This window comes from Pseudomonas sp. CCC4.1, from assembly GCF_035019225.1.
Classification (GTDB): Bacteria; Pseudomonadota; Gammaproteobacteria; order Pseudomonadales; family Pseudomonadaceae; genus Aquipseudomonas; species Aquipseudomonas bubulae.
In genome coordinates this window covers 104,111-130,818 of the sequence record NZ_JASJWL010000005.1, presented here as the reverse complement: position 1 = coordinate 130,818, position 26,708 = coordinate 104,111, and the positions used below count along the sequence as shown (strand labels likewise).

The window sequence follows — 26,708 nt, the reverse complement described above, 5'->3', positions numbered from 1 at the left end:
AGATGTGTATAAGAGACAGGTCATGGTGGTGGTGGTCAGCACGGTGGTCAGCGCTGATCGGGTGAGTCGCTTTATTGTGGGCGCTGGCATTACAACTCCAGCTTGTAGCCCACGCCATACAACGACTGGATCGGGTCTTGCCCGGGGCTGGCCTGGGCCAGTTTGCGCCGCAGGTTGCGGATATGGCTGTCCACCGTGCGGTCAGTGACCACGCGATGGTCGGAGTAGAGTTTGTCCAGCAACTGGTCACGGGAAAATACCCGCCCCGGGGCGCGGGCGAAGGTGTTGAGCAGGCGCAGTTCAACCGGGGTCAGGTCCAGCGCCACGCCATCGAACGAGGCGCGATACTGCGCTTCGTCGATCTGCAGGCGGGCCCGGGCCACCTGCTCGAACTGCGGGCTGCGGCGCAGGATGGCCTTGACCCGGGCCACCACTTCACGCGGGCTGAACGGCTTGCAGATATAGTCGTCAGCGCCCAGATCCAGCCCCAGCAGGCGGTCCACTTCTTCTACCCGAGCGGTGATCATGATGACCGGGATTGCGCTGAAATCCCGCAGCTCCTTGCAGATTTCCAGGCCGTCGCTACCGGGCAGCATCAGGTCCAGCAGGATTAGCCGTGGCGCATGGCTGCGTACCCACGGCACCACGTCCAGGCCGTTGTCCAGGCAATGCACGGCGTAACCGGCGAGGGTCAGGTAGTCATGCATCAATGCGGCCAGTTTAGGCTCATCTTCAACGATCAGAATCGTGTCCATGCTTTACACCTTGCGTGGCAAGCGCAGGCTGAGCCAGAGGCCGCCCAGGGGTGAGTGGTCGGCCGTGAGGCTGCCGCCATGGGCCAGTACGATGCTGTGACAGATCGGCAGTCCCAGGCCGGCGCCGCCACTGGCGCGATTGCGCGAAGCTTCACCGCGGTAGAAGCGCTCGAACAGCCGCGGCAGTTGCTGCGGGTCGACGCCGGGGCCGGAGTCCTTAAAGCTGACCAGTATGTGCTCATCTTCAATGGAGGCGCTGATCAGCAGCATGCCGCCGGCATCGGTGTAGCGCACGGCGTTTTCCAGCAGGTTGCCGAACAGCTGTTGCAGGCGCTTGGCATCGGCTTCCAGCAGCAGGGCGCAGGATGGCAGGCGCAGCTCAACCCGCAGGCCGGCCGCATTGCAGCGTTCCTGATACATGGCCACCGAGGTCTGCAGCAGGTCGTTGAGGTCGCATTGGCTTTTGCGGTAGGTCAGGGCACCGACATCGGCCAGTGACAGCTCATACAGGTCGTCCACCAGTTTGCTGAGCATGCCGACTTCGCCTTGCAGTGACTTCATCGAACTGTGGTCGAGGGTGCGTACACCGTCCTCGATGGCCTCCAGTTCGCCGCGCAGGATCGACAACGGCGTGCGCAGTTCGTGGGAGACATCGGCCATAAATTCGCGGCGCATTTTTTCGTTGCGCTCAAGGGTGTAGGCCAGTTGATTGAAGTCGCGGGCCAGCTGGCCGACTTCGTCATTGGACGATACGGCTACCCGGTTGCTGTATTCCCCGGTGGCCAGTTTGTGGGTGGCCGCAGCCACGCGCTTGACCGGGTCGAGCAGGGTGCGGGCGATCCACCAGGCAATCAGCATGGCCAGCAGCAGCGAGAGCACGCCCATGCCCAGACTGGTTTGCAACTGGTATTGCTGGAAACGCTCGCCACCGGCCTCGGTCACGCTCTGGAACGGGGTCACGGCCAGCCAGCCGACGGTTTTGCCATTGACTTCAATTGGCCGCAGCAGAGCATCGTCGCCGATTGAGGGGTAGCCGGTGACGCGCTTTTTATCCTGGTCGAGCAGGGCAATGCGAAACAGCGCGCCGGTCAGGTCCGAGGGCAACGGGTTTTTAAGGTCACCGCGTTTGGGTTCATCCCCTGCGTCAGGCCGCATAAGTTGAAACCAGCGCTCTGGATTGTGTCGCAAAAAATCCCAACTGCCTTCGCGCTGCCAGGCGCTAACCATACGCGGCTGCACGGATTCCATGCGCTCCAGCGCCTGTTCATTGAGGTAGCCGAGAAAGCCCCGGGTGAAACTCCAGCTGGTGGCCAGGCCCATGCTCAGAATCACGAACAGCACGCTGGCCAGGACGGCGATAAACAGCTTGGTGGAGATACTCAGTTTCATCGGCTCGGCTTACTGGCGAAATGGCCTGCTCATTTAGACCCTGCGCCGGGGAAGATTCAAGGCTTGCGGGCAATCTTCAATTTTCCTGCACATTTGCCTCGCACCATGACATCAGCCAACTGTCTTGTAGAGGCCGCCATGTCGATCAAACTGTTTACCAAATCCCTGGTAACCGCCGCTGTTATTGTGTCTTTGCTGGTTCTCGTTGTGTTGAGCGGATGCTCGGCCGGTGATTCCGCGCCCGTTGCCGAAAAACCCAAGGTTTCGGTGCTCACTGTGCAACCGCAGCGTCAGGCATTGACCACCGAGCTGGCCGGTCGCACCCAGGCATTTATGGTTGCGCAGATCCGTCCTCAGGTCAGCGGCATTGTGCAGCAGCGCCTGTTCGTCGAAGGGGCCGAGGTCAAGGCCGGCGAGGCGCTGTATCAAATTGATGCGGCGCCATACAAGGCCGCCTTTGCCCAGATGCAGGCCACCGCCGCCAAGGCCCGCGCCACCGTCAAATCGGCTCAGGCCACGGCCCGGCGCGACGCGCAACTGGCGAAAATAGACGCCATCAGCCAGCAAGATAATGAAGACGCGCAGGTCAGCCTGCAAACGGCCGAGGCCGACCTGCAAGTGGCCTTGGCCGACGTCGAAACCGCGCGCATCAATCTGGCTTACACGCGCATCAGTTCGCCGCTCAGTGGCCGCATCGAAACCTCCACCGTGACCCCCGGCGCCTTGGTGGTGGCCAGCCAGGACACTGCGCTGACCACCGTGCAGCAACTGGACCCGATCTATGTCGACGTCACCCAGTCGACCAGCGAGTTGCTGCGCCTGAAACGCGACCTGGCCAGCGGCACCCTGCAAAACAATGGCCAGGGCGAAACCCCGGTGTTGCTCAAACTCGATGACGGCATCACCTACAACCACGCCGGCAGCCTCAAGTTCAGTGGCGTCACCGTCACTGAAGGCACCGGCACCGTGACCCTGCGCGCTGTCTTCCCCAACCCCGATCACCTGTTATTGCCGGGTATGTATGTACGCGCCGTGCTGGATCAGGCCACCGACGACAGGGCGATTTTGATCCCGCAAAAAGCCGTCACCCGCAGCGCCAGCGGCGTGACCTCGGTGCTGGTGGTGGTCGAGGGCAAGGTCGAACAGCGCGTGCTGACCATTGACCGTGCCGTGGGCAATCAATGGTGGGTCACCTCCGGGTTGAATGCCGGTGATCAGGTGATTGTCGAGGGCGGGCAGAAAGTCCGGGTGGGCAACGAGGTATTGGCACAAAACAGCGAAACCCGTGCGCTGCCAACCCGTGCCGCACCCACTGCAATTGCCAAGGAGGGTTGAGCATGGCGCGTTTCTTTATTGATCGGCCGATTTTTGCCTGGGTGATTGCCATTGTGATCATGCTCGCGGGCGCGCTGTCGATCACCCAATTGCCCCTTGAACAGTACCCGGACATTGCACCGCCCACGGTGAAAATCGCCGCCACCTACACCGGCGCTTCGGCCAAGACGGTGGAGGACTCGGTGACCCAGGTGATCGAGCAGCAAATGACCGGCATCGACAAGCTGACCTATATGTCGGCCTCCAGCAGTTCGGCGGGCAGCGCCAGTATCAACCTCACCTTTGAGGCCGGCACGGATCCCGACGTGGCGCAGATGCAGGTGCAAAACAAGCTCCAGCAAGTGGAATCGCGCCTGCCCAGCTCGGTGCAGAGCGAAGGCCTGACCGTGACCAAGGGCGGCTCGGATTTCTTGATGATTGCCGCGCTGGCCTCGGATAACCCGAGCGTGACCGGCACGCAGATTGGCGATTACATCTCCAGCACCTTGCTCGACTCCATCAGCCGCATCGACGGCGTCGGTGAAGTCAAAGCCATGGGCTCGGGCTACGCCATGCGTATCTGGCTGGACCCGGCGCTGCTGCAAAAATATTCCCTTATGCCTTCTGACGTGACCACCGCCCTGGAGGCGCAAAACACCGAAGTGTCGGCCGGGCAATTGGGCGCCTTGCCCGCCGTGGCCAGCCAGCAACTCAATGCCACCATCACCGCGCGCAGCAAGCTGCAAACCGCCGAAGAATTTCGCAATGTGGTGGTCAAGTCCAACAGCGCCGGTGCCGTGGTGTTGCTCGGCGAAGTGGCCACGGTGGAGCTGGGCAGTGACAGCTATGACGTCAACTCGGCCCTTAATGGCAAACCGTCCGCCGCCATGGGCGTGCAACTGGCCACCGGCGCCAATGCGCTGGAAGTCGGTGAGGCGGTCAAGGCCAAGCTCGCCGAACTGGAACCGTACTACCCGAGCGAAATGCAGCTCAAAAACGTGATCGCCTACGACACCACGCCGTTTGTCAGCCTGTCCATCGAAGAAGTGGTCAAGTCCCTGGGCGAGGCCATCGTGCTGGTGGTGCTGATCATGTTCCTGTTCCTGCAGAATTTTCGCGCCACGCTGATCCCGGCCATCACCGTGCCGGTGGTGCTGCTGGGCACCTTTGGCGTGCTGGCGATGTTTGGTTACTCGATCAACACCCTGACCATGTTTGCCATGGTATTGGCCATTGGCTTGCTAGTGGATGACGCCATTGTGGTGGTGGAAAACGTCGAACGGGTGATGAGCGAGAAGGGCTTGTCGCCGCTGGAGGCAACGCGCCAGTCGATGGATGAAATTACCAGCGCCTTGATCGGCATCGCTCTGGTGCTGAGCGCGGTGTTTATTCCTATGGCGTTTTTCAGCGGTTCGACCGGGATTATCTACCGCCAGTTTTCGGTGACGATTGTGTCGGCGATGGTGCTCTCGGTGCTGGTGGCCATGACCTTGACCCCGGCCCTGTGTGCGACCTTGCTCAAGCCGGTTGACGGTAAGGGCCACGGCCCGCAGAGCGGATTCTTCGGCTGGTTCAACCGTACCTTTGAGCGCGGCGCCCAGGCGTATCAACGGGTAGTCGGCAAGATTTTGCAGCGCAGTGGCCGCAGCCTGATGGTCTACGTGTTGGTGGTCGCCGCGATGGCGGTGGGTTACACCAAACTACCCACCTCGTTCCTGCCCGATGAAGATCAGGGCATCCTCATGGCGCAGATGCAATTGCCGGTAGGCGCTACCGATGACCGCACCCAGGCGGTGCTCAAACAGTTCGAGAGCTATATCCTGCAACAGCCGGAAGTCGAGGCCATGATCAGTATTTCCGGCATGGGTATGGGCGGCAACAGTCAGAACTCGGCGCGGGCGTTTATCCGTCTCAAGGACTGGAGCGAGCGCACCGGCGCCGCGCAGGATTCAGCGTCGATCGCGCAGCGCGCCACGCAGGCACTGTCGAGCATCGGCGATGCCGATGTGTTTGTCATGCAGCCGCCAGCCGTGCTCGGATTGGGGCAAAGCTCGGGGTTTGATTTGCAACTCAAGGACGTCGCCGGGCTGGGCCATGAAGCGCTGGTGGCGGCGCGTGAGCAACTGATCGAGCTGGCCAGACAGGACCCGCGCCTGCAAGGCGTACGCAGCAACGGTCTGGACGACACGCCGCAGCTCAAGGTGACGATTGATGACCGCAAAGCCGGGGCGCTGAGCCTGACCACCAGCGATATCAACACCACGTTATCCACGGCGTTGGGCGGCAGTTACGTCAATGACTTCCTCAATCAGGGCCGGGTGAAAAAGGTCTATGTGCAGGGGCAGGCGTCGTCGCGGATGCAGGCTGACGACCTTGATCACTGGTTTGTGCGCAACAGCAATGACGAAATGGTGCCGTTCTCCTCGTTCGCCAGCAGCTCATGGACCTCGGGTTCGCCGCTGCTGGAGCGCTACAACGGCAGTTCGTCGCTGGAAGTGGTGGGTGATCCGGCACCGGGCGTGAGTTCCGGGGTGGCGATGGACGCTGTGGAGTCGATCATCAAGCAACTGCCTGAAGGCATCAGCTACGAATGGACGGGGCAGTCCTATCAACTGCGCCTGTCCGGCTCGCAAGCGCCGTTGCTGTATGCGATTTCGGTGCTGTTTGTGTTCCTGTGCCTGGCGGCGCTGTACGAGAGCTGGTCGGTGCCGTTTTCGGTGATGCTGGTGGTGCCATTGGGCGTGGTGGGCGCGGTGCTCGCCACTCGCTTCAGCGGCTTGAGCAATGACGTGTACTTTCAGGTGGGGCTGTTGACCACCGTGGGGCTGGCGGCGAAAAACGCCATTCTGATCGTCGAGTTCGCCAAGCATCTGCAAGAGCAGGGCAACAGTTTGATCGACGCCACGCTGATCGCGGTACGGCAACGTCTGCGGCCGATTTTGATGACCTCGCTGGCCTTTATGTTTGGCGTGTTGCCGCTGGCCATGAGTTCCGGTGCAGGTTCGGCCGGGCGTCAAGCCATCGGCACCGGGGTGCTGGGCGGCATGTTCAGCGCCACGGTGCTGGGAATCTTCTTTGTGCCGCTGTTCTTCGTGTTGATTCGCCGCCGTTTCAGCCGCGTGTCGACCCCCACCACTGACCGTACAGGTGAAGCATGAGTCGCTTTCGTTGGTCGCTGCTGGCCGTTTTCGCACTGCTGGGCGGCTGCATCAATCTGGCGCCTGAGTACGAGCGCCCGCAAGCCCCGGTGGCCGAACAATGGCTGCCGGGCACCGCTACGCCCAAAGGGCAGGTGGCGGCGGACATTCAATGGCAGCAGTTTTTCACCGACCCGCGTCTGGCGCAGTTGCAGACCCTGGCCTTGGCCAATAACCGCGACCTGCGGGTGGCCAGCCTGAATATCGAAAAAGCGCAGGCGCAATACCGTATTCAGCGTGCCGCCTCGTTTCCGGGGATCGACGCCAGCGTCAGTGGCAGTTCCAGTCGGGCCAACAGCAGCACCAGCCACAGCTACAGTGCCGAACTGGGGTTGAGCAGCTACGAAGTGGACGTGTTCGGGCGAGTCAAAAACCTTCAGGACGAAGCGCTGCAATCCTATCTGGCGCTGACCGAAACCCGCCGCAGCACTCAGATCAGCATGGTCGCCGAAGTGGGCACCGCGTGGCTGACGTTGGCGGCGGACAACGAGCGCCTGAAATTGGCACAAGAGACGCTGACCAGCCAGCAGTCCACCTACGAACTGACCCAGCGCAGCCATGGTTTGGGTGGTTCATCGGGGCTGGCAGTCTCTGAGGCGCAAACCACCGTGGAATCGGCGCGGGTCGATGTGGCCGAATACGCCAGTCAGGTGCTGCAAGATCAGAATGCGTTGCGTCTGCTGGTGGGCAGCGACATCCCGGCCAGCCTGCTGCCGGGCGACAGCCTGGAATCGGCGGCGATGCTGGTGCAAGTGCCAGCCGAGTTGCCGTCCACCTTGTTGCAGCGTCGCCCGGACGTACTGGCCGCTGAACATACCTTGATGTCAGCCAACATCGACATTGGCGCGGCGCGGGCGGCGTTCTTCCCCAGCATCACCCTGACCGCCGGTGCCGGGTCAGCCAGCACCAGCCTGTCGAGCCTGTTCAAGGCCGGCAGCGGCGCGTGGAGCTTTGCGCCGAGTATCAGCCTGCCGATCTTCGACGCCGGCAGTAATCGGGCTACGCTGGACTCAGCCAAAGTGGAGCGCGAGATACAGGCGCAGACCTACCAGCTGACTTTGCAGACTGCGTTCAAGGAAGTGGCCGATGCACTGGCGGTGCGCAGCACCCTGGACCAGCGCCTGAGCGCCCAGCAAGCGCTGACCGAGGCCAGTCGCAAAAGCTACGAGTTGTCGGATGCACTGTACCGCAGTGGTTCGCAAAGCTTTCTTGAAGCACTGGTTTCCCAGCGTTCGCTGTACAGCGCCGAACAAGACCTGATCACCCTGCGACTGGCCGAACAAAGCAACCGCGTGACGTTATACAAAGTGCTGGGCGGTGGCTGGAACTGAGCGCAGGTTTACCCCGGATTTTTCATTGAAAAGGAGCTGTCATGATCGCCCTCCAAACCCTGCGCCGGCTATTACTCGGCAGCACAGTGCTTCTCCTGCAACTGCCGAACCTGGCCCATGCCGAAACGACCATCGCCGCGCTGCCCGTGGTCAAACCCGCCATCAGCTGCGCGGCCCTGACCCGGGTTGATCTGCAGGCAATCGGCGGCAAGGGCAGCCAGGTGGAGTCGGCCAGCGAAACCACCAGCAATGGGGTTACCGCCTGTGAAGTGCAAGGCACGCTGGCGCCGAGCATCGGTTTCAAGGTCATGCTGCCAACCCACACCTGGACCCAGCGTTATCTGCAAGTGGGTTGCGGCGGCCTGTGCGGGCGGATTTCATTGCAGGTGGGCGCGGCCGAAGGCTGTGCCCCCCTGAACAGCGGCGGCTTTGTGCTGGCAGCTACCGATATGGGTCACGAGGGCATGGACAACAGTTGGGGCAACGATGCACAAAAACGTGCTGATTTCGCCCATCGCGGCGTCCACCTGACGGCACTGGCCGCCAAGCAACTGATTGGCGCCTATTACGGCCAGCAACCTGCGTACGCTTATTTTACCGGCTGCTCCGATGGCGGGCGCGAAGCCCTGATCGAAGCCCAGCGCTATCCCGACGATTTCAACGGCATCATTGCCGGGGCGCCGGCATTGAATTTTCTGGTGCAGAATTCGATTTATCATGCCTGGCAGGCCCGCGCCAATCAGGACGGGGAGGGCAAGGCGATTCTTGTAGCCTCGCGCCTGCCGATCCTGCACCAGGCTGTGCTGCAGCAGTGCGACGCGCTGGACGGGCAGGTCGATGGTCTGATCAGCGACCCCCGGGCTTGCCGTTTTGATCCTGCAACTGTGCAGTGCAAGGCCTCTGCGACGGATACTTCGGACTGCCTGAGCGCCAGGGAGGTGGAGGCGGCCCGAAGCCTTTATGACGGCCCGCGTGACCCGGCTACCGGTGAACGCCTGACCATTGCCGGGCCACAGCCGGGTTCCGAACTGGCCTGGGCCGGGGTGTTTGTGCCGGACAGCGTCGATCAGCCGATCAACAGTGAAAAGATGGCCCTGGATGTCTTGCGCAATCTGGCCTTCGAGCGCAATCCGGGAGCAGATTACAGCCTGGCGGACGTGAAGTTTGATCGCAGCACCCTGGATCAATTGCGCGCCCTGCACCCACTGTATGACGCCACCAACCCGGATCTGTCGGCATTCGCAGACCGCGGCGGCAAGCTGATCCTGTGGCACGGTTGGGCCGATCAGCATATCTCGCCACTGAACACCATCGCCTACCACCAGGCGGTGCAGGTGCAGATGGGCAAGTCGAAGGCCGAGTCCTTCGAGCGGCTTTATCTGCTGCCAGGGGTTTACCACTGTGGTGGCGGTGAAGGCCCGAGCCTGCTGGACCTACTGACACCCATGATGTCATGGATCGAAAAGGGTCAGGCCCCCGCTGCCATTGTGACCTTGCAGGCCAGCAGCAAACAGGCCGCTGCCAGCGAGTTTGGCGCACCGACCAATCTGCCGGGCCGGGCTGCTGCGGACCAAAAACCGTCAATGATGGCGCCCCGGTCTGTCGCCCAGGACCCTGCCAACGACGGGCGTACACGCCTGGTGTTTCCGTACCCGGATGTGGCGGTGTATGACGGCAAGGGCGATGTTAAATCGGCCGACAGTTATGTGCGCAGCCCAAACGCGGTGGATGAAAAAAACCCGCAGTGGCTGGGCTCGGACTTTTTCACGCCCTATGCACCGCTGCAACGCTGAGGTCTTCAGCCCTCGGCACTGCGCGCCAGGCTCTGGATGACCTGGGTGAGGATTTCATCCGATAATGGCACATCACTGCGTCGCGCCTGGCGATACTCGCTGGGGGTACTGCCCGCGTATTGCTTGAATGCGCGGGCGAAGTAGGAGGGGTCCTTGAAGCCGACTTCATAGCCGATACTGGTAATGGGCATCTGGCTGTTGTCGAGCAGGTCCTTGGCGCTGTCCATGCGCTTGCCCAGTATGTAGTCCATAAAGCCCAGCCCGTAGACTTCCTTGAACAGGCGGCTAAAGCGAAAGGTAGTCATCCCGCAGCGCTTGGCCAGGTCTTTCTGGTCAATGCTTTCGCAGTAATGCTGATCGATGTACTGCAGCACATTGTGCAGTGCGTTGTGCTTTTGATGGTCGGTGGTCAGGCGGATGCTGTCGGGCAGAGCAGGACCATGTTCGATCGGCAATGCCTTGTTGTTCCCGGCGGCGCTTCTCAATGTACACAGTTGCTCAAGGGCGTTGAGGTAACGGTTGATCTCGGCCGCACTCAGGGGCAGCACCACGTATTCCCAGACTCGCGAACGCATGGCCCAGATCGCAAGCTCTTCGGAGTGCTGCACGGTAAACATGGTGATCGGGATAGAGGGCGACTTGAGTTTGATTTCCTGCAACAGGCTGAGCCCCGCCAGGTCGGGGCAGTCAAAATGCATGCAGATCATGTCTGGCACTGGTTCGCGGTGTTTGTTGGCCCAGGCCCGGGGGGTGTCCAGCAGGCAGTGACAGGCGGAACGAAAGGGCAGCATGAGGGCTTCAGTGGATTGATTGCGGGTAAGGTCGAACCATAGGAGATGAGGTTGTTTGACAGCTTCAGATTTCATTCACCTAATCCTTTCTTGTGCAGAGCGCTGTCGGGTTGATAGGTCGAATCAATATGTACGCGCACTTTCAAGTTGGTTTTTAATTGGATCCGATCAGGGTGTTTGCCTATCTAATTAGTGCAAAAAAATCCTGCTGTTCGACAATAAACTCCTAACCGCTCCTTCCACCGATGGCTAGCCTTCAATCAGGCGGTGCATTTAGTAATCGCTTTGGGCAAGCCACTCGAGTGAGGTGAACAAAATGAACTTGCAAACCATTAAAACTTCCGTCCAGGCCTTTATTAAGGATGAGAACGGCCTGACCATTGTTGAATACGCCGTGGCCGGTGGCTTGATAACCCTGGGGGCGGTTGCGGCATTCGTCACCCTGGGTGGCAACGTCAAGGACGCCATTACCAGCCTGGGGTGTGCGGTCAAGGGTACTACCTGCTGATGCACGGGCAATGATCACTGGGGCATGGCTCCTTTGCAGTTGCTGGCTGCCGGTTTGCAGCGCCAATGATACCAACCCGTACATAAGTATCGCTGTTGCTGTGAGGTTGTGAAGATTAAATCCTGCTATGAAACCCCCGGCTTAGTCTGTTGCGCTATACGTCCCCTCTAGCCCAGCACCCTGAAGCCGGTTTTTTTGTGCCTGATTAGTTGTAGTACGGATTGCATATAAAGAGTCTGTTAGTGGCAGTTACCTGCTCTTGAATAGGTGGGGTTTAACTGTTTCTGGGTAATGTCAATAAAGTCCTAGCAGTCAGCAAAAATCTCCTAACCCTCAAATAACCCTCTGGCTAAGATCCAATCAAGCAGCGCAAATAGCCCTGCTTCTTGATATCAAACATTGAGTGAGGTGGACGAAATGAGCCTGCAATCAATCAAGACTTCCGTAGTGAAGTTTATCAACGACGAAGATGGCCTGACCATTGTGGAATATGCAGTGGCAGGCGGGCTGATAACACTGGGCGCTGTCGCCGCGTTTATCACCCTGGGCGGCAATGTGAAAACAGCAATCACCAGTCTGGGATGTGCTGTCAAGGGCACTGTCTGCTAACACGATGTCTCCTGTTGAGGGTGCAGCCATGAGCGAGTTACTGATTGCTCCTGTCGTATTGCTTTTAGGGCTGCTGGGAGTTGCGGTGGTGAGCGATCTTCGCAGTCACCGCATTCCCAACCTTCTTGTTTTGCTGGGGCTGGTACTGGGCCTGGTCGGCCAGACCTGGGCCGCAGGCTTTATCGGGTTGGGACATTCACTGCTGGGCATGCTGATCGGTTTCGGAATTTTCCTGCCCATGTACGCCGTTGGCGGGATGGCCGCCGGGGACGTCAAGTTAATGGCCATGGCCGGCGCATTTTTAACCCCCCATGACGCCCTCTGGGCTGCGTTTTTCAGCCTGATTGCAGGTGGGGTATGCGGGTTATTGATCGTCCTGGTGCAGGGCCAGGCCCTGCAAACCCTGGGCCGCTACTGGTTGATGCTCAGGGCACGCGCCTACTTCCCCCCCCACGCTGCTGAAGTGGCCGGCAAACCTTTCCCTTATTCGGTCGCCGTTTTGCTCGGCACCTTGGCCAGCGTCTTTTGGCTGACCTTGGGCCACTAGTTCAGGAGAACACCATGTACGCCATCAGCAGCAACCGTGTTTCTCTCGATGAGCGCGAAGCGGTACAACTACTGGCTCCACAACCACGGACCATCCTTGAAACCGGATTGGCAGACAATTTTCTCGGTGATCTGGTGTGCAAGCATTTATACGATGCGGGTGTGCTGGACATGGTGCAGCTGGTGGCGCGACTGGCGCTTACCGGTGCGGTAATGGAAGAAATCCTCACGTTCCTGCGCAAGGACCGTCGCGTCGAAGTACTGGGCCAGGCAGGGGGGCAGGCCATGCGCTACGGCTTGACCGAGCGCGGCCGCAACAGTGCCCGCGATGCCCTGGCCCGCAGTGGCTACATAGGTGCAGCGCCTTACCCGGTGAGTGCCTACCGCTCGCTGCTGAAGTTGCAGACCATTCACCACGGGCGTATCAGCGCCCATGACATGCACCACTGTTTCGGTTCGATGGTGCTGGCGCAAAGCATGCTCGATCAACTGGGTGTTGCCTTGAATTCCGGGCGCGCCATCATGATTTACGGGCCTGCGGGTACCGGCAAGACCTATGTCAGCAGTCGGCTGATCCGCTTGTTTGCCGAAGCGATCTGGGTGCCTCATGCCATCGCCATCAATGAATCGGTGATCGAGATCTTTGACCCTCAGGTACACAAGCGCCTGGGCGATGACGAACATCAAAACGGCTTGATGCTCAACGAGGGCATAGACCGCCGCTTGCTGTGCTGCGAACGGCCGATCGTGATCACCGGTGGTGAGTTGACGATGGAACAACTGGATGTGCGTTATGACCCTTATGCCCGTCAGTACCAGGCACCGTTGCAACTCAAGGCCAGTAACGGCCTGCTGATCATCGACGATCTGGGGCGTCAGCGCATGACCCCGGGCGAGTTGTTGAACCGCTGGATTGTGCCCATGGAAGAGAGGCGAGACTTCCTCAACCTGGGGGGCGGGCGCCACTGCGAACTGCCGTTTGACCTGATCCTGGTGTTCTCCACCAACCTCAATCCGCTGGAGCTGGCTGACGAAGCATTTTTGCGGCGCATTGGCTACAAGCTGCAATTTGGCTACCTCAAGCCTGGCGAATACGAACGCATCTGGATTCAAGAGACGCAGCGCCTGGGTATCCCCTATGACCCGCTGTTGCTCAGTTTCGTGCTGCACGACCTGTATGGCGCCGAAAACATGCCCCTGGTGCCATGTCATCCCCGGGATCTGTTGAATATGGCGTGCGATCGCCAGCGTTATCTGGAGGGGGCGGGGCCACTGACTACTCAGGAGCTTGAGTGGGCGTGGCGCAACTATTTCGTCCAACTCGATTTTCTTGGCTAAGGAGTTACCGTCATGAACTCGCGCACGCTGACTTTGATTGTCCTGTCCGTGATCCTCGGGCTGGGGGCTACATGGATGGCCAATAACTGGCTCACGGCACGGCTGAACACCAGCCCTGACGATAACCAGCAAAACGTGGTGATTGCCACGGTGGAAATCGCTTTCGGGCAGATGATCGAGCCCCAGCAAGTGACGGTGGTGCGCATGCCCAGGGATGCAGCCCCCGAAGACGCCTTCGACACCACTGAAAAAGTGGTCGGCAAGATCGCCACCTTCTCCCTGCTGCGCGGCGACATTCTGCGGGGGGCACGGTTGGCCGAGCATATGGGTGGCAGCACCCTGGCCTCGCTGATCGAACCCAGCAAACGGGCCATCTCGGTGCGGGTGGATGACGTGGTTGGCGTCGGCGGCTTCCTGCTGCCGGGTAATCGGGTCGACGTGCTGGCAACCCGGCAGGTTGGTAGCGAAGGTAATGCCGAGTCCAAGACCATTCTCCAGGACCTGCGGGTACTGGCTGTTGACCAGACCGCCAGCACTGACAAGACCCAACCGGTGGTGGTGCGTGCGGTAACCCTGGAGATGACCCCCGCCCAGGCCGAAGTGCTGGTCAAGGGCATGAGCGCTGGCAAGGTGCAACTGGCCTTGCGCAACCCCCTGGATAACAACAAGACACCCATTGCGGCTGAGCCCGTTGCCATGGCGGCGCCGGTACTGCCGACCGTGATGGCCAAGCCGGTGGCTCGCCGTCGTGCACCGGCCAATGACGGTGGCGTGATTGTCATCCGCGGTGTCGCGGCCACGGTAGAAAAGGCGATGTAGAGGGCCGGGCAGCGGCCGCGCAAGACTATCAAGGTGAACCATCATGAACGCGCGTATCCAACAGCCCCACACCGCGTTTCCCCGGCAACAGCGCGGCGCCATGCTGGTCCTGGTGGTGATTGCCATGGCTTCGCTCTTGTTGATGGGCGCCCTGGCCCTGGACGGCAGCCATATGCTGCTGAACAAGACCCGGTTGCAAAACGCCGTGGATGCGGCGGCGTTGAGCGGGGCCAAGACGCTCAGCATGGTAGTGGGGGCGACCGGCTCGGCCAGCCTGACGCAAACAGCGGCCCTCAATACCCTGAGCCTCAATGCCAATGCGACGGGCAACGAGGAATTGGGCAGGGCCATCACGGCCAACCCGTCAGGCTTTGCCTCGGTAGAACTGGCCACCAGTGTCTACGGGCCGTTTTCTTTCCCGGGGCCGACCAATGCGACCTTTGTTCGGGTCACGGTGAACAACTATCCCCTGAGCAGTTTTTTCTGGGGCGTATTCCAGGCGCTGGACAACGGTAACGCCACCGGCAAGGCCGTCGCGGCGGTGGCCACTGCCGGGCCCAGCCCGAGCAGCGGCCCCTGTGATCTGACGCCGCTGCTGGTGTGCGGCAACCCTGCGCAGAACAATCCGGCTGCGGGGATGTTCTGGGGTTTCACGTTCGGTGATCTGCAGGTACTGAAAACTGCCGCCAACAACAATTCGCCCATCGGTCCGGGCAATTTTCAGCTGCTGGATTTCGGTTCGGGCGGCAAGACGGTCAGGGAAGCGCTGGCGGGGGGGATCGACCAGTGCAATATCGTCGGTGCAACTGCCCAGACCAAACCGGGCAACACCGTGGGCCCGGCCTCCCAGGGCCTCAATACGCGCTTTAACGAATACAAGGGTGGCCTCAGCGCTTCTGACTATCCGCCGGACCTGGTGGTAACCGTCAACCCCCAGTCGTTTACCTCTGCCGGCTCGCCTGCGCCGATTCTGTATGACGGCAATACGGTCACGTCCAGCAGCGGCAACCTGTCCACCAGCAGCGGTGCCCTGTACGACTACAACAACTGGAAGCAGGACGAGGCAGCTTGTGTGGGCGGCGGCGCCGGTTGCCAGGGCAATGGTGTATTTGAACGACGGATCCTGAAAATCGTGATCGGCGATTGCTCGGGCAAGAACGACGGAGCCTCGGCGATTCCGGTGCTGGGCTTTGGCTGCTATTTCGTGATGCAGCCAGCCGCTCAGCAGGGTAATGAAGCGCAAATTTTCGGCCAGTTCGTCAGCGTGTGCGAAGGCGACAACGTGCCGGGCCCCAACCCTGCGGCCAACGCCGGGCCACAGGTGATCCAGCTGTACAAAACCTATATCGACAACAACCAGACGCCGAGCACCGACTCCTAGGAGGTCTCATGAGACGCTGTGGATTCAGGTCGTCCCGCGCCCAGCGGGGCCTGGCGATGGTCGAACTGGCGCTGACCCTGCCGCTGCTGGTGTTGCTGATGCTGGCCTTCGCCGAGTTCGGCCGCATGCTGTTCCAGTACAACAGCCTGCAGCAGGCCAGCCGTGATGCCGGGCGTTATGTGGCCAGCCAGGCGTGGAACGCCACCCTGGGCACGCTGGACCTGAACGCGGCGCTGGTCACCAAGACCAAGAACGTTGCCGTTTATGGCCTGCCGGCCAACCCCAACGGTTACCCGGCGGCGGCACCAGGCCTGACCACCGGTGATGTCACGGTGAGTGCGGTGGGCACCAACCATGTACGGGTCAGCATTGCCTACACCTTTGTCCCGGCGCTCGGCAGCGCCATTCCTGCGCTGTATGGCAGCAGCGTGCCACTGGGCCTGCTGTTGACTTCAACGGTCGTAATGAGGGCCTTGTGATGAACCGCAAACGCATGGGTGGCGTGTATATCGTCGAGTTCGCCATCACCGCTCTGGTGCTCTTCACCCTGCTGTTTGGCGCACTGGAAATGGGCCGGCTGTACTTCACCGTCAATGTGCTGAGCGAGTCGGTGCGTCGCGGCGCGCGGCTGGCAGCGGTGTGCAATATCCAGGACCCGGTCATCCTGCGTCGTGCCATGTTCAACACGGCGGGCAATGCCGGGCCAAGCAGCCTGATCGCCAGCCTGACCAGTGCCAATCTGAACCTGATCTATCTGGACGCCAACGGTGCAGTGGTCTCCAGCCCCAATGATCTGGTGGGGGCCGGCGGTTTTGCCGCCATTCGTTATGTGCAACTGCAGGTGACCAACTTCAGTTTCAATCTGTTGATCCCCGGCTTCAGGGGGGTCTTCATTCTGCCCACGTTCAGGTCGACCGTGCCTCGTGAGAGTCTTGGTCGCCAGCCTGATCCGGCGGTTACACCGGGGATTACGCCATGTTAAGTGTCCGAGAAGTGACGGCGGCTACGTCATCAGACCGCCAGGGAATGCGCCTGTTGATCAGCGGCCGTGATGCCGCGGCCTTGAATCATCTCAAGGCCTTGAGCCAGGGCATAGCCCACTTGCAGGTGAGTACTCGGCTGGTGAGCAATGGCCACACTGACCCGCTCTACGGCCTGGAACAGCAGCCTGATTTTCTGCTGTTGCGCGTCAGTCATTTATGGCGCGAGGAACTGGCGGCGTTGTTGCAGCATCCGCTCAAGGAGCGTCCGCCACTGCTGGTGTGCGGGTCGCTGGATGAGCATGAAGGCATGCGTATGGCCATGCAGGCCGGGGCCCGTGACTTTTTGCCGGAGCCAGTGTCGGCCGAGGACTTGCAGTCGGCGCTGGAGCGCATGCAGCTGGAGCAGCACAGCGAGTATGGGAGCAAGGGCAAACTGGTGTCGGTGATGAATGCCAAGGGCGGTTCGGGTGCCTCGATGCTGGCTTGCAATCTGGCTCATCAATTAAGTGTGCAGGGCGGCAGAACCCTGCTGCTGGATCTGGACCTGCAATTCGGCAGCCTGGCTCACAGTCTGGATGTGTTGCCCACCCACAGCCATACCGATGTGCTGCAACAGATCGATACCCTGGACAGCGTGGCGCTGCGGGGTTTCTGCAGTCATTTCAGCCCCAGTCTGCATGTGCTGGGCGGCCGCACCGATGAGCTGTGCCTGTCCCAGGAAATTCGCCTGGAGCAACTGGACAGTTTGCTGAAACTGGCGCGCAGCACCTATGACTGGGTCGTGGTGGATTTGCCGCGGCATATTGATCACCTCACCGGCATCACCCTGGAACAGTCGGACCGGGTCTATATCGTGCTGCAGCAAAGCTTGAGCCATCTGCAGGACGCCAACCGCCTGGTGCGCATTCTGCGCGACGACCTGGGCGTGCAGGGCAATCGTCTGCATGTGGTGCTTAACCGCTTTGACAAGGCGTCGCCCTTTAAACCCAAGGACATCAGCGAAGCCTTGCGCTGCGCGGAACTGCAAAAGTTGCCCAATGACTATGCGGTGGTCAGTGAAAGCCAGAATACCGGGGTGCCCCTGGAGCTGCATGCTCCCCGTGCCAGCATCACCTTGAGCCTGCGTGAGCTGAGCCAGAGCCTGATCGGCATCGAGGCCACTGAAGCAGGTTTGCTCAAACGTACTTTCAGCCGTCTGTTCGGAGGATAAGCCATGCTCAGCGACTTTCGTAATCGTCTGCGTCAGCAAGCCGGCAAGCTGGCCTCCGCAGAAGTGGTGGCACTGCCTGTCGAGGGCGCCGATTGCACCAGTGTATTGATGGCCTGGGAAGCCAGCGTGCCAGATGTGGTGTATGAAACCCGCACCAAGCTCAGCTCCATGGAGGCCGAGTGGCGGGAGAAGATTTACCAGCAGTTGCTCAAGGTCATGGACCTGTCCTTGCTCGACACCCTGGAGCTGGCCGATGCAGGGCGCCAGATTCGCGAGATCAGTCAGCGCCTGCTGGATGAATACTCGGCACCGGTCAGTGCCAGCAGCCGTCAGTTGATCATCAAGCAGATTACCGACGAGGTGCTGGGCCTCGGGCCGCTGGAGCCGCTGCTGGGTGACAGCAGCGTATCGGACATTCTGGTCAATGGTTTTGACTCGGTGTACGTCGAGCGCTTCGGTAAATTGCAGAGAACCGATGTGCGCTTTCGCGACGATCATCATCTGCTCAATATCATCGACCGTATTGTCTCCAGCCTCGGGCGGCGTATCGATGAGTCCTCGCCCCTGGTGGATGCACGGCTCAAGGATGGGTCGCGGGTCAACGCGATCATCCCGCCGCTGGCCATCGACGGGCCGAGCATGTCGATCCGCCGCTTCGCCGTAGACCTGCTCAATACCCAGAGCCTGGTGCAGATGGGCACCCTGACCCCGGCCATTGCCCTGATGCTCAAGGCCATCGTGCGCGGGCGGCTCAATGTGCTGATCTCCGGCGGCACCGGCAGCGGCAAGACCACCATGCTCAATGTGCTCTCCAGCTTTATCCCGCACAACGAGCGCATCGTCACCATTGAAGACTCCGCCGAGCTGCAATTGCAGCAGCCCCATGTGGTGCGCCTGGAAACCCGGCCCTCGAATATCGAGGGGCGTGGCGAGGTGGGTCAGCGTGAACTGGTGCGCAACAGCCTGCGTATGCGCCCGGACCGGATCGTGATCGGTGAGGTGCGTGGCGCCGAGGCGCTGGATATGTTGACGGCCATGAACACCGGCCACGACGGGTCGCTGACCACTATTCACGCCAATACGGCCCGCGACGCGCTGGGGCGGATCGAAAACATGGTGTCGATGAGCGGCGCCACCTTTCCTATCAAAGCCATGCGTCAGCAAATTGCCTCGGCCATCGGCGTGGTCATCCAGCTGGAGCGTCAGGAGGATGGTACCCGGCGCCTGGTCAGCGTGCAGGAAATCAATGGCATGGAAGGCGACATCATTACCATGACCGAGATCTTCGCCTTTGTACGCAGCGGCATGGGCGAAAAAGGGGAAGTGCTGGGCGAGTTCCGCTCAACCGGCATGGTGCCGGCATTTCGTGATGTGCTGGCCAAACGGGGTATTGAGCTGCCGCTCAGCCTGTTCCGGCCGGAATGGATGGAGGGGCAGTCATGAATCAGGTTCCTGGCGAATTTATCCTGGCGTTCCTGGGCATGGTGTTCACTGCCATGTTCCTGCTCAGTCAGGGTTTGACCATTCCGGTGTTCGGTGAGGCCAACCAGGTGCGCAAGCGCATTCGCGGGCGCCTGAACCTGCTGGAGCGGGCGAGTAACCTGCCCAATATGCAGTCGATCCTGCGCCAGAAATACCTGCGGCGTCTGCCACCCCTTGAGGCCCGCCTTGAGCAGTTGCCGATGATGGAAACCCTGGCGCAGATGATCGAGCAGGCCGGCCATGAATACAGGGCCTACCGCGTGTTGCTGCTGGGGCTGGTGCTGGCTACGGCGGTGGGGCTGGTGCTGTGGTCGTTGTTGCAGCTGTGGTGGGTGGCGTTGCCGGCGGCGTTTGTCTGCTTCTGGCTACCCATCTGGAAGATTTCCCACGATCGCATCAAGCGTTTTGCCCAGTTTGAAGAGGGTTTGCCCGATGCGCTGGATGCCATGTGCCGGGCTTTGCGCGCCGGGCATCCGTTTAACGAAACCCTGCAACTGGTTGCCGAAGAGCATCACGGGCCGGTGGCTTACGAGTTCGGCCTGGCCTTTGCCGATATCAACTATGGCAATGATGTGCGCCGGGCCATGCTCGGCCTGCTGGAACGGGTGCCCAGCATGACGGTGATGATGCTGGTGACCACGGTGCTGATCCACCGCGAAACCGGCGGCAACCTGACCGAGGTGTTGACCCGCTTGAGCAGCCTGATCCGCGGGCGCTTTCGCTTCCATCGCAAGGTCAAGACGCTCTCGGCTGAAGGGCGGATGTCCGGCTGGATTCTGGTGTCGATGCCCTTTGTGCTGGCGTTGGCCATCCTGATTTCCAGCCCGACTTATATGCCCCTGCTGTTCAAGGAGCCCATGGGCCAGAAGCTGATCATGGGGGCTTTTGTGGCCATGATCATCGGGATTTTCTGGATTCGCAAAATCATCCGGATTCAGGTTTGAACACGGCTCGCCCTGGAGGGTGACATGAACTATTTACTCGAACTGATCAACCGGATGGTGGGTAACGAGCAACTGACCCGCATGCTGTTTGCCGGGCTTATCGGCCTGAGTGTGGTGTTGGTGGTGGTCACCCTGGCGGTGCTGGTCAAGGGCCTGCAAAGCCCGGTACAGCGGCGCTTGATGTTGATCAAGCGCGGGCATGGTGTCGACCACCGGGCGCCGCCGAGCAATCTGCAAATGATGCTGGAGCAGGTCGGGCAGCGTTTCAGCTCCGGTGAGACCCGGGGGGCATCGGCCACCCGGACCCTGCTGATCCATGCCGGTTATCGCTCGCCGTCTGCGGTGCAGGTGTACTGGGCGATTCGTCTGCTGCTGCCACTGCTGCTGATGGGTATTGCGCTTCTGGCATTGCCGTTTATTCCCAACATGTCGCTGCTGCTGGGGGGCGGCATCCTGGCAGTAGCGCTCGGGGTGGGCTGGTTGATACCGGCGATCTATGTCAGCTCACGCAAGAAGTCGCGCATGTCGCGGTTGCTCATTGCCTTCCCGGATGCCCTCGACCTGATGGTGGTGTGTGTGGAATCGGGCCTGGCCTTGCCCCAGGCTATTGAACGGGTGGCCGAGGAAATGGCCGTCAGCCAGCCTGACCTGGCCATGGAACTGGCGCTGGTCAACGCCGAGGTGCGTGCCGGGGTGCCCAGTACTGAGGCGCTCAAGCACCTGGCCGAGCGTACCGGGCTGGAAGATATTCGCGGGCTGGTGAGCTTGCTGGCACAAAGCATTCGCTTTGGTACCAGTGTGGGTACGACCCTGCGGATTTATGCTGAAGAGTTTCGCGATCGGCGCACCCAGCTGGCTGAAGAAAAGGCCGCCAAAGTCGGTACCAAGCTGGTGTTTCCACTGATCTTCTGCCTGTGGCCGAGCTTTTTCCTGGTGGCCATCGGGCCTGCGATCATCAGTGTGTTCAAGGTGTTCGGCAAGATTTAAGTAGAAAAGCAAGGCGGTACGCACGAACGTGTGGAACACCTGATAAGAAAAATCGATACCCGCTTAAGGATTTCCCAGAGGCGGGGCAGGCATCGGCGGCCTTAGAGTCATGCCCAACAGTTCGACTGTTGGGCATGACTTTTTTTGGCCTGCGCTTATGCCAGTGCCAGTCGCAATTTCTACAAAAATAATAAGGTGGAAAACATGACTCACGAAACGGTCGATATCAAGGCCTGGATCGATGACAGGCCCGTCGCCAAATACCAGTGGTTGATTCTTGCACTGTGCTTTTTCGTTGTGTTGTTCGATGGTTTCGATGTGGCGGTGATGGGCTTTGTCGCACCGTCACTGATCCAGGAATGGGGCCTGTCACGCGCTGCTTTCGGCCCGGTGATGAGCGCGGGAATGGTCGGGCTGGCCATTGGCGCCCTGACTGCGGGGCCATACGCCGACCGTCTGGGGCGCAAGAAAATCATGCTGTTTGCCGTGACCGGGTTTAGCGTGCTGAGCCTGGCCTGCGCTTTTGCCCGTAATCCCTATGAGCTGGCAGCCCTGCGCCTGCTGACCGGGGTGGCGCTGGGGGCGGCGTTGCCCAATACCACCACACTGCTGGCTGAATACTTGCCGGAACGCAACCGCTCGCTGTTTATCACCATCATGTTCACCGGTTTCAATATGGGCTCCGGACTCGGCGGCTTTGTCGCAGCCTGGTTGATCCCGAGCCATGGCTGGCAGTCGGTGCTGCTGTTTGGCGGAATCATGCCGCTGCTGCTGTTGCCGTTCCTGTGGTTGCTGCTACCCGAATCCGCACGTTTTCTGGCGGCCCATAATGCCTCGGCCAGCCAGATTGCCAAGGTGCTGAACAAGCTGGGCGGCACTTTCACTGCCGCCACCCGGTTTGTCATGTCCGAACCCCAGGTGCAGCACAAAGCGCCAGTGCGCATGCTGTTCACCAGGCAGTACCGCTTCGGCACGCTGGCCCTGTGGTTGACCTATTTCATGGGCCTGTTGGTGATCTACCTGACCATGGGCTGGATGCCGACCCTGCTGCGTGACGGTGGTTTGTCCATCGAGCGTGCCGCCACCATCACCGGGCTGTTCCAGATCGGCGGCACGGTGGGTGCCATCGTGGTGGGCTGGGCAATGGACCGACGCAATCCCAATGCCGTGATCGCCACCTCCTATGCCCTGGGCGGTGCCTTTATCCTGCTGCTGGGGGCATTCAGCCTGGAGTCCAGCCTGCTGGCCGTGGGCGTGATTGCCGCAGGCTTTTGCATGAGCGGAGCGCAAACCGGTCTTAACGCTTTTGCGCCGGGCTACTACCCGACCGACTGCCGCGCTACCGGCGTGAGCTGGATGTTGGGCATTGGCCGTTTTGGCGCGATTTTCGGCTCGCTGATCGGCGGTGTGGTGCTCAGCCTGGGGCTGGACTTACCGTTACTGTTCGCGATGCTGGCGGTGCCGGCCTTTATCGCTGCGTTGGCAATCATGGGCAATGGCCGGGCACGGCAACGGGCTGTCAGCCGTGCGGTGCTGGCGCAATAAACTCTTATTATTCAAGGAATTCGTCATGGCTCGCATCATAGGTGGCCTCGCTGTATCACACACCCCGACCATCGGCTTCGCCGTTGATCACGACAAACAGAACGAGGCCGCCTGGGCACCAATATTTGATGGTTTTGAACCCATCAAGGTGTGGCTGAAAGAGCAGCAGCCGGACGTGCTGTTCTACATTTTCAATGACCATGTGACGTCGTTTTTTTTCGACCACTACGGTGCGTTTTCTCTGGGGGTGGATGAGCGTTACGAAGTAGCCGACGAAGGCGGAAATCCGCGCGCGTTACCGGGAGTCGGCGGGCATGCGGCCCTGTCCCGGCATATCGGCGAAAGCCTGATGGCCGATGAATTCGACATGAGTTTTTTCCGTGACAAACCGCTGGATCACGGTTTCTTTTCGCCCATGTCGGCGCTGCTGCCCCACGAGCCGCACTGGCCGGTGCAAATCGTGCCGCTACAGGTCGGCGTGTTGCAGTTCCCCATTCCCAGTGCGTTGCGCTGCTACAAGCTGGGGCTGGCGCTGCGCCGCGCCATCGAAAGTTATCCAGAGGATTTGAAGGTCGCCATCGTCGCCACCGGCGGGGTTTCCCACCAGGTGCATGGGGAGCGTTGCGGCTTCAACAACCCGGAGTGGGATGCGCAGTTTGTCGACCTGCTGGTCAATGATCCGGTGCGTTTGACTGAAATGACCCTGGCCGAGTTTGCCACCCTTGGCGGCCTGGAGGGGGCAGAGGTCATTACCTGGCTGATCATGCGCGGTGCGTTGTCGGCTGTGGTGAAAAACCTGCATCAGGATTACTACCTGCCGTCCATGACCGGGATTGCCACCCTGTTGCTGGAGAACCAGGATCGCCCGGTGCCGGCCGAGGTCAATGCCCGTCATCGGGCACATATGCAGCACCAACTGGCAGGGATCGAGAAGTTGCCAGGCACTTACCCCTTCACCCTGGCCCGCAGTGCCAAGGGCTATCGCCTGAACAAGTTTTTGCACCGCATGATCGAGCCCGAATGGCGCCAGCGCTTTTTGGCCGGGCCTGAGGCGATGTTTGCCGAGTCCGGGCTCAGCGAAGAAGAACGTGACCTGTTGCGTCGTCGCGACTGGCGCGGGTTGATCCACTACGGAGTGATTTTCTTTGTGCTGGAAAAACTCGCGGCGGTATTGGGTATTCCCAATCTGCAGGTATATGCCGCCATGCGCGGCGAAAGCCTGGAAGACTTTATCCAGACCCGCAATCAGCAAGTGCTCTATTCAGTGGCGGGCAAAGCTTCGCGCTGATCGTGTTGCCCCCGCAAAGGGGGCGATTAACCAATACAAACGGAAAACAATAACAATGACTGTCACCCTCAACTCACGCAATTTCTGCGCGTTGGCGCTTGCCTGTGCGTTGCCTTTACCAGGCCAGGCGGCCGGCTTTGTCGACGATGCCAGCGTCAACCTGAACCTGCGCAATTTCTTTATCAACCGCAATTTTACCAACCCGGGCAATGCCCAGGGGTTGGCTCAGGAATGGACCCAGAACTTTATTCTGGACGCCAAGTCGGGTTTTACCCAAGGCACTGTCGGCTTCGGGGTGGATGCGCTGGGCCTGTATTCGATCAAGCTCGATGGCGGCAAGGGCAGTGGTGGCACCCAATTGTTGCCGGTGGGCAGTGACGGGCGCCCGGCTGACGATTTCGGGCGTCTGGCGGTGGCCGGGAAAATGAAAATCGGCAAGACCGTGCTCAAAGTGGGGGAGTGGATGCCGGTGCTGCCGATCCTGCGTTCCGATGATGGTCGCTCACTGCCACAAACCTTTGAAGGCGCTCAGGTAACCTCGCAGGACTTTGATGGCCTGACACTGTACGGCGGCCAATTCCGCAAAAACAGCCCGCGCAACGACTCGAGCATGGACGACATGTTTATGCAGGGCAAAGCGACGGTTACATCCGATCGCTTCAACTTTGTCGGCGGCGAATACACCTTCAACGAAAAACGCACGATGGTCGGCTTGTGGAATGCCGAGCTCAAGGACATCTACCAGCAGCAATACCTGCAAGTGACCCACAGCCAGCCGCTGGGCGACTGGACGCTGGGGGCCAACCTGGGTTACTTCCGGGGTACCGAAGAGGGCAGTGCCAAAGCCGGCAACCTGGATAACCGCACGGTGTCGGCGCTGCTTTCGGCCCGTTATGGTGGCAACACGTTCTATGTGGGCCTGCAAAAGGTCAGCGGTGATGACGGCTGGATGCGGGTCAATGGCACCAGCGGCGGAACCCTGGCCAATGACACGTACAACTCCAGCTACGACAGTGCCCGGGAGAAGTCCTGGCAGTTGCGCCACGACTACAACTTTGCGGCGCTTGGGGTGCCCGGCCTGACGTTGATGAACCGCTATCTCAGTGGCAGTAACGTGCATACCGGCACCATCACAGATGGCAAGGAATGGGGGCGTGAAACCGAGCTGGCCTACACCCTGCAGAGTGGCACGTTCAAAGACCTCAACCTGCGCATCCGCAACTCGACGATACGCCGCGACTACAGCACCAGCGAGTTTGATGAAAACCGTCTGATTGTCAGCTATCCGTTGAATATTCTCTGACTTCGGGTTATTTCACGGATCACGTCCATCAACGCCTGCGCCACCGGTGAGTGCAGGCTGGCGGTGCGTGAGGTCAGGCCGATGGCGCGGGAGGTATGGCGCAGTTCCAGCGGCAGGATGCACAGCTCGCCACTGGCGATTTCAGGCTCCAGTTGGTGTGCGGACACCGCCGCGAGCATGTCCGAGCGCAGCAGCAGGCCGCGGATGATAGCCATGTCGCCGCTCTCGACCGCCGGGCGCGGCGGCGCAATGCCAAATGCCGTAAAACAGTCGTCGAGCATATGTCGCGCCGGCGAGCCGGCCCGTGGCAGTACCCATTGCGCATCAGCCAGTTCGGCCTGCAAGGCACTTTTCGAATACAGCGGATGACCGCGTCGCGCCAGCACCACCATCTCCTCCGTCAGCAAGGCCTCGCCCGACAGGTCGCTGGCGTACGCTGTCGAGCGCAAGGCGCCGAAAATAAAATCGACATCGCCCGCGCGCAACTCGGTGGCCAGCAGATCGAACGGACTTTCGTTGGTGATCACCTGGATGCCGGGGTGTTCGCGCATCAGGCGCACGATGGCCTCGGGCAGGATGCGGGTGCGGCCCAAGGGCAGGGCACCCACCTGAACCACGCCCTGCAGCGCTCCCTGCAGGGCGCTGATATCGGTGTCGATATGGCGCAGTTCATTGAGGGCGCGGCGCACCAGGAACAGGATGTCGAGGCTGGCGCGGGTGGGCAGCAGGCCCCGTGGCGTACGTTCGAAGAGGGTTTGGCCGCAACCGCTTTCGAGCACCTTGAGGGTCGAGCTTATGGCCGGCTGGCTCAGCCCGAGCAGGCTGGCGACAGTCTGCATATGGTGGGTTTCGCACAGTTTGACAAAGACTTGCAGGCGTCGGGCCTGAAACAGGTACAGCGGCTCGTTCTGGGCTTTGTCTGCACCGTTGAGCAGCTGCGGGACGCTGTCCAGTTCGGCCAGCACGCGGCGGGCGCGAGGCAGCAGGCGGGTGCCGTAATCGGTCAGGCGCATGCCGTTGGCATGGCGCTCAAACAACAGCACGCCGAGGCGAGCCTCCAGTTCGGAAATCGAGCGGGTCACGACCGACTGTGCCCGGAACAGGGCCTCAGAGGCTTTGGACACACTGCCGTAGTCGGCCACCCGGACAAAGGCGCGCACGTGCATCAGGCTGGGTAGCTCACTCGGCTGCATGG

General features: G+C 60.5%; 23 protein-coding genes. 19 read left to right on the top strand and 4 right to left on the bottom strand.

From position 1 onward, the window contains the following. Nucleotides 1-89: 89 nt before the first annotated feature. Together QN377_RS03835 and QN377_RS03830 are read right to left on the bottom strand one after the other, a co-directional pair. Nucleotides 90-755, bottom strand: a complete 666-nt coding sequence (locus tag QN377_RS03835) for a response regulator (RefSeq protein WP_130872097.1) — start codon at nucleotides 753-755, stop codon at nucleotides 90-92. Between the two features lie 3 nt (nucleotides 756-758). Next, nucleotides 759-2,144 (bottom strand): ATP-binding protein, encoded by a 1,386-nt coding sequence (locus QN377_RS03830; RefSeq protein ID WP_322212579.1) that lies wholly within the window; start codon nucleotides 2,142-2,144, stop codon nucleotides 759-761. Nucleotides 2,145-2,282: 138 nt separating this feature from the next. On the opposite strand from QN377_RS03830, the gene QN377_RS03825 reads away from it, so the two are divergent. The 4 genes from QN377_RS03825 to QN377_RS03810 are packed head-to-tail and all read left to right on the top strand — an operon-like array spanning nucleotide 2,283 to nucleotide 9,779. After that, nucleotides 2,283-3,479: an efflux RND transporter periplasmic adaptor subunit gene (locus QN377_RS03825; RefSeq protein WP_322212580.1), complete on the top strand. Its 1,197-nt coding sequence runs from the start codon at nucleotides 2,283-2,285 to the stop codon at nucleotides 3,477-3,479. A gap of 2 nt (nucleotides 3,480-3,481) precedes the next feature. Beyond that, entirely contained in the window at nucleotides 3,482-6,616 is a 3,135-nt protein-coding gene (locus tag QN377_RS03820) for an efflux RND transporter permease subunit (RefSeq protein ID WP_322212581.1), read from the top strand. Continuing rightward, nucleotides 6,613-7,986, top strand: a complete 1,374-nt coding sequence (locus tag QN377_RS03815; protein WP_095019336.1) for an efflux transporter outer membrane subunit — start codon at nucleotides 6,613-6,615, stop codon at nucleotides 7,984-7,986. Before QN377_RS03820 ends, QN377_RS03815 begins: the two co-directional genes overlap by 4 nt. A gap of 41 nt (nucleotides 7,987-8,027) precedes the next feature. After that, the gene (locus tag QN377_RS03810) at nucleotides 8,028-9,779 is read left to right on the top strand and encodes a tannase/feruloyl esterase family alpha/beta hydrolase (RefSeq protein WP_095019335.1); all 1,752 of its coding nucleotides are present in this window, start codon (nucleotides 8,028-8,030) and stop codon (nucleotides 9,777-9,779) included. Between the two features lie 5 nt (nucleotides 9,780-9,784). Here QN377_RS03810 and QN377_RS03805 read toward each other — a convergent pair whose 3' ends face one another. After that, complete coding sequence (locus QN377_RS03805) at nucleotides 9,785-10,645, bottom strand: helix-turn-helix domain-containing protein (protein WP_095001744.1); 861 nt, start codon at nucleotides 10,643-10,645, stop codon at nucleotides 9,785-9,787. Nucleotides 10,646-10,886: 241 nt separating this feature from the next. On the opposite strand from QN377_RS03805, the gene QN377_RS03800 reads away from it, so the two are divergent. From QN377_RS03800 to QN377_RS03730, 15 genes are all read left to right on the top strand, one after another. After that, nucleotides 10,887-11,078, top strand: a complete 192-nt coding sequence (locus QN377_RS03800; RefSeq protein WP_095001743.1) for a Flp family type IVb pilin — start codon at nucleotides 10,887-10,889, stop codon at nucleotides 11,076-11,078. A 417-nt stretch (nucleotides 11,079-11,495) separates the two neighbouring features. After that, complete coding sequence (locus tag QN377_RS03795) at nucleotides 11,496-11,687, top strand: Flp family type IVb pilin (RefSeq protein ID WP_016782274.1); 192 nt, start codon at nucleotides 11,496-11,498, stop codon at nucleotides 11,685-11,687. 28 nt (nucleotides 11,688-11,715) lie between these two features. Beyond that, the gene (locus QN377_RS03790; RefSeq protein WP_095001742.1) at nucleotides 11,716-12,234 is read left to right on the top strand and encodes an A24 family peptidase; all 519 of its coding nucleotides are present in this window, start codon (nucleotides 11,716-11,718) and stop codon (nucleotides 12,232-12,234) included. Between the two features lie 14 nt (nucleotides 12,235-12,248). Then, entirely contained in the window at nucleotides 12,249-13,571 is a 1,323-nt protein-coding gene (locus QN377_RS03785; RefSeq protein WP_095001741.1) for an AAA family ATPase, read from the top strand. Between the two features lie 12 nt (nucleotides 13,572-13,583). Continuing rightward, the gene (gene cpaB / locus QN377_RS03780) at nucleotides 13,584-14,390 is read left to right on the top strand and encodes a Flp pilus assembly protein CpaB (RefSeq protein WP_095020918.1); all 807 of its coding nucleotides are present in this window, start codon (nucleotides 13,584-13,586) and stop codon (nucleotides 14,388-14,390) included. A 43-nt stretch (nucleotides 14,391-14,433) separates the two neighbouring features. After that, a complete protein-coding gene (locus QN377_RS03775) occupies nucleotides 14,434-15,771 on the top strand; it encodes a TadE/TadG family type IV pilus assembly protein (protein WP_095020917.1) in 1,338 nt (445 codons plus the stop codon). An 8-nt stretch (nucleotides 15,772-15,779) separates the two neighbouring features. Then, nucleotides 15,780-16,250 carry a TadE/TadG family type IV pilus assembly protein gene (locus QN377_RS03770; RefSeq protein ID WP_095001738.1) on the top strand — a complete coding sequence of 157 codons (471 nt, stop codon included), beginning with the start codon at nucleotides 15,780-15,782 and terminating at the stop codon, nucleotides 16,248-16,250. Continuing rightward, nucleotides 16,250-16,753 (top strand): TadE/TadG family type IV pilus assembly protein, encoded by a 504-nt coding sequence (locus QN377_RS03765; protein WP_095001737.1) that lies wholly within the window; start codon nucleotides 16,250-16,252, stop codon nucleotides 16,751-16,753. The genes QN377_RS03770 and QN377_RS03765 overlap by 1 nt, the downstream gene beginning before the upstream one ends. Continuing rightward, on the top strand, nucleotides 16,747-17,964 hold the full coding sequence (locus QN377_RS03760; RefSeq protein ID WP_095001736.1) for an AAA family ATPase: 1,218 nt from the start codon (nucleotides 16,747-16,749) through the stop codon (nucleotides 17,962-17,964). Before QN377_RS03765 ends, QN377_RS03760 begins: the two co-directional genes overlap by 7 nt. A gap of 3 nt (nucleotides 17,965-17,967) precedes the next feature. Beyond that, complete coding sequence (locus tag QN377_RS03755) at nucleotides 17,968-19,407, top strand: CpaF family protein (protein ID WP_095001735.1); 1,440 nt, start codon at nucleotides 17,968-17,970, stop codon at nucleotides 19,405-19,407. After that, complete coding sequence (locus QN377_RS03750) at nucleotides 19,404-20,390, top strand: type II secretion system F family protein (RefSeq protein ID WP_095001734.1); 987 nt, start codon at nucleotides 19,404-19,406, stop codon at nucleotides 20,388-20,390. The genes QN377_RS03755 and QN377_RS03750 overlap by 4 nt, the downstream gene beginning before the upstream one ends. 24 nt (nucleotides 20,391-20,414) lie before the next feature. Further along, complete coding sequence (locus QN377_RS03745; RefSeq protein ID WP_095001733.1) at nucleotides 20,415-21,377, top strand: type II secretion system F family protein; 963 nt, start codon at nucleotides 20,415-20,417, stop codon at nucleotides 21,375-21,377. Between the two features lie 204 nt (nucleotides 21,378-21,581). Beyond that, entirely contained in the window at nucleotides 21,582-22,922 is a 1,341-nt protein-coding gene (locus tag QN377_RS03740; protein ID WP_095019340.1) for an MFS transporter, read from the top strand. 25 nt (nucleotides 22,923-22,947) lie between these two features. Further along, nucleotides 22,948-24,210, top strand: a complete 1,263-nt coding sequence (locus QN377_RS03735; RefSeq protein WP_095019332.1) for a gallate dioxygenase — start codon at nucleotides 22,948-22,950, stop codon at nucleotides 24,208-24,210. A 55-nt stretch (nucleotides 24,211-24,265) separates the two neighbouring features. After that, nucleotides 24,266-25,513, top strand: a complete 1,248-nt coding sequence (locus tag QN377_RS03730; protein ID WP_095001731.1) for an OprD family porin — start codon at nucleotides 24,266-24,268, stop codon at nucleotides 25,511-25,513. Here the strand turns inward: QN377_RS03730 and QN377_RS03725 are convergent. Next, entirely contained in the window at nucleotides 25,492-26,706 is a 1,215-nt protein-coding gene (locus QN377_RS03725; protein WP_322212582.1) for a LysR family transcriptional regulator, read from the bottom strand. The two genes, QN377_RS03730 and QN377_RS03725, sit on opposite strands and share 22 nt — an antisense overlap. Nucleotides 26,707-26,708: the final 2 nt, after the last annotated feature.

What these genes read in the sequence shown, in the direction of transcription:
- QN377_RS03725 (WP_322212582.1), bottom strand. Translation starts at nt 26,706, where the DNA reads ATGCAGCCGAGTGAGCTACCCAGCCTGATGCACGTGCGCGCCTTTGTC.
- QN377_RS03825 (WP_322212580.1), top strand. Translation starts at nt 2,283, where the DNA reads ATGTCGATCAAACTGTTTACCAAATCCCTGGTAACCGCCGCTGTTATT.
- QN377_RS03765 (WP_095001737.1), top strand. Translation starts at nt 16,250, where the DNA reads ATGAACCGCAAACGCATGGGTGGCGTGTATATCGTCGAGTTCGCCATC.
- QN377_RS03810 (WP_095019335.1), top strand. Translation starts at nt 8,028, where the DNA reads ATGATCGCCCTCCAAACCCTGCGCCGGCTATTACTCGGCAGCACAGTG.
- QN377_RS03740 (WP_095019340.1), top strand. Translation starts at nt 21,582, where the DNA reads ATGACTCACGAAACGGTCGATATCAAGGCCTGGATCGATGACAGGCCC.
- QN377_RS03800 (WP_095001743.1), top strand. Translation starts at nt 10,887, where the DNA reads ATGAACTTGCAAACCATTAAAACTTCCGTCCAGGCCTTTATTAAGGAT.
- QN377_RS03835 (WP_130872097.1), bottom strand. Translation starts at nt 755, where the DNA reads ATGGACACGATTCTGATCGTTGAAGATGAGCCTAAACTGGCCGCATTG.
- QN377_RS03730 (WP_095001731.1), top strand. Translation starts at nt 24,266, where the DNA reads ATGACTGTCACCCTCAACTCACGCAATTTCTGCGCGTTGGCGCTTGCC.
- QN377_RS03805 (WP_095001744.1), bottom strand. Translation starts at nt 10,645, where the DNA reads ATGAAATCTGAAGCTGTCAAACAACCTCATCTCCTATGGTTCGACCTT.
- QN377_RS03830 (WP_322212579.1), bottom strand. Translation starts at nt 2,144, where the DNA reads ATGAAACTGAGTATCTCCACCAAGCTGTTTATCGCCGTCCTGGCCAGC.
- QN377_RS03755 (WP_095001735.1), top strand. Translation starts at nt 17,968, where the DNA reads ATGCTCAGCGACTTTCGTAATCGTCTGCGTCAGCAAGCCGGCAAGCTG.
- QN377_RS03735 (WP_095019332.1), top strand. Translation starts at nt 22,948, where the DNA reads ATGGCTCGCATCATAGGTGGCCTCGCTGTATCACACACCCCGACCATC.
- QN377_RS03815 (WP_095019336.1), top strand. Translation starts at nt 6,613, where the DNA reads ATGAGTCGCTTTCGTTGGTCGCTGCTGGCCGTTTTCGCACTGCTGGGC.
- QN377_RS03790 (WP_095001742.1), top strand. Translation starts at nt 11,716, where the DNA reads ATGAGCGAGTTACTGATTGCTCCTGTCGTATTGCTTTTAGGGCTGCTG.
- QN377_RS03750 (WP_095001734.1), top strand. Translation starts at nt 19,404, where the DNA reads ATGAATCAGGTTCCTGGCGAATTTATCCTGGCGTTCCTGGGCATGGTG.
- QN377_RS03820 (WP_322212581.1), top strand. Translation starts at nt 3,482, where the DNA reads ATGGCGCGTTTCTTTATTGATCGGCCGATTTTTGCCTGGGTGATTGCC.
- QN377_RS03770 (WP_095001738.1), top strand. Translation starts at nt 15,780, where the DNA reads ATGAGACGCTGTGGATTCAGGTCGTCCCGCGCCCAGCGGGGCCTGGCG.
- QN377_RS03760 (WP_095001736.1), top strand. Translation starts at nt 16,747, where the DNA reads ATGTTAAGTGTCCGAGAAGTGACGGCGGCTACGTCATCAGACCGCCAG.
- QN377_RS03785 (WP_095001741.1), top strand. Translation starts at nt 12,249, where the DNA reads ATGTACGCCATCAGCAGCAACCGTGTTTCTCTCGATGAGCGCGAAGCG.
- QN377_RS03745 (WP_095001733.1), top strand. Translation starts at nt 20,415, where the DNA reads ATGAACTATTTACTCGAACTGATCAACCGGATGGTGGGTAACGAGCAA.
- cpaB (WP_095020918.1), top strand. Translation starts at nt 13,584, where the DNA reads ATGAACTCGCGCACGCTGACTTTGATTGTCCTGTCCGTGATCCTCGGG.
- QN377_RS03795 (WP_016782274.1), top strand. Translation starts at nt 11,496, where the DNA reads ATGAGCCTGCAATCAATCAAGACTTCCGTAGTGAAGTTTATCAACGAC.
- QN377_RS03775 (WP_095020917.1), top strand. Translation starts at nt 14,434, where the DNA reads ATGAACGCGCGTATCCAACAGCCCCACACCGCGTTTCCCCGGCAACAG.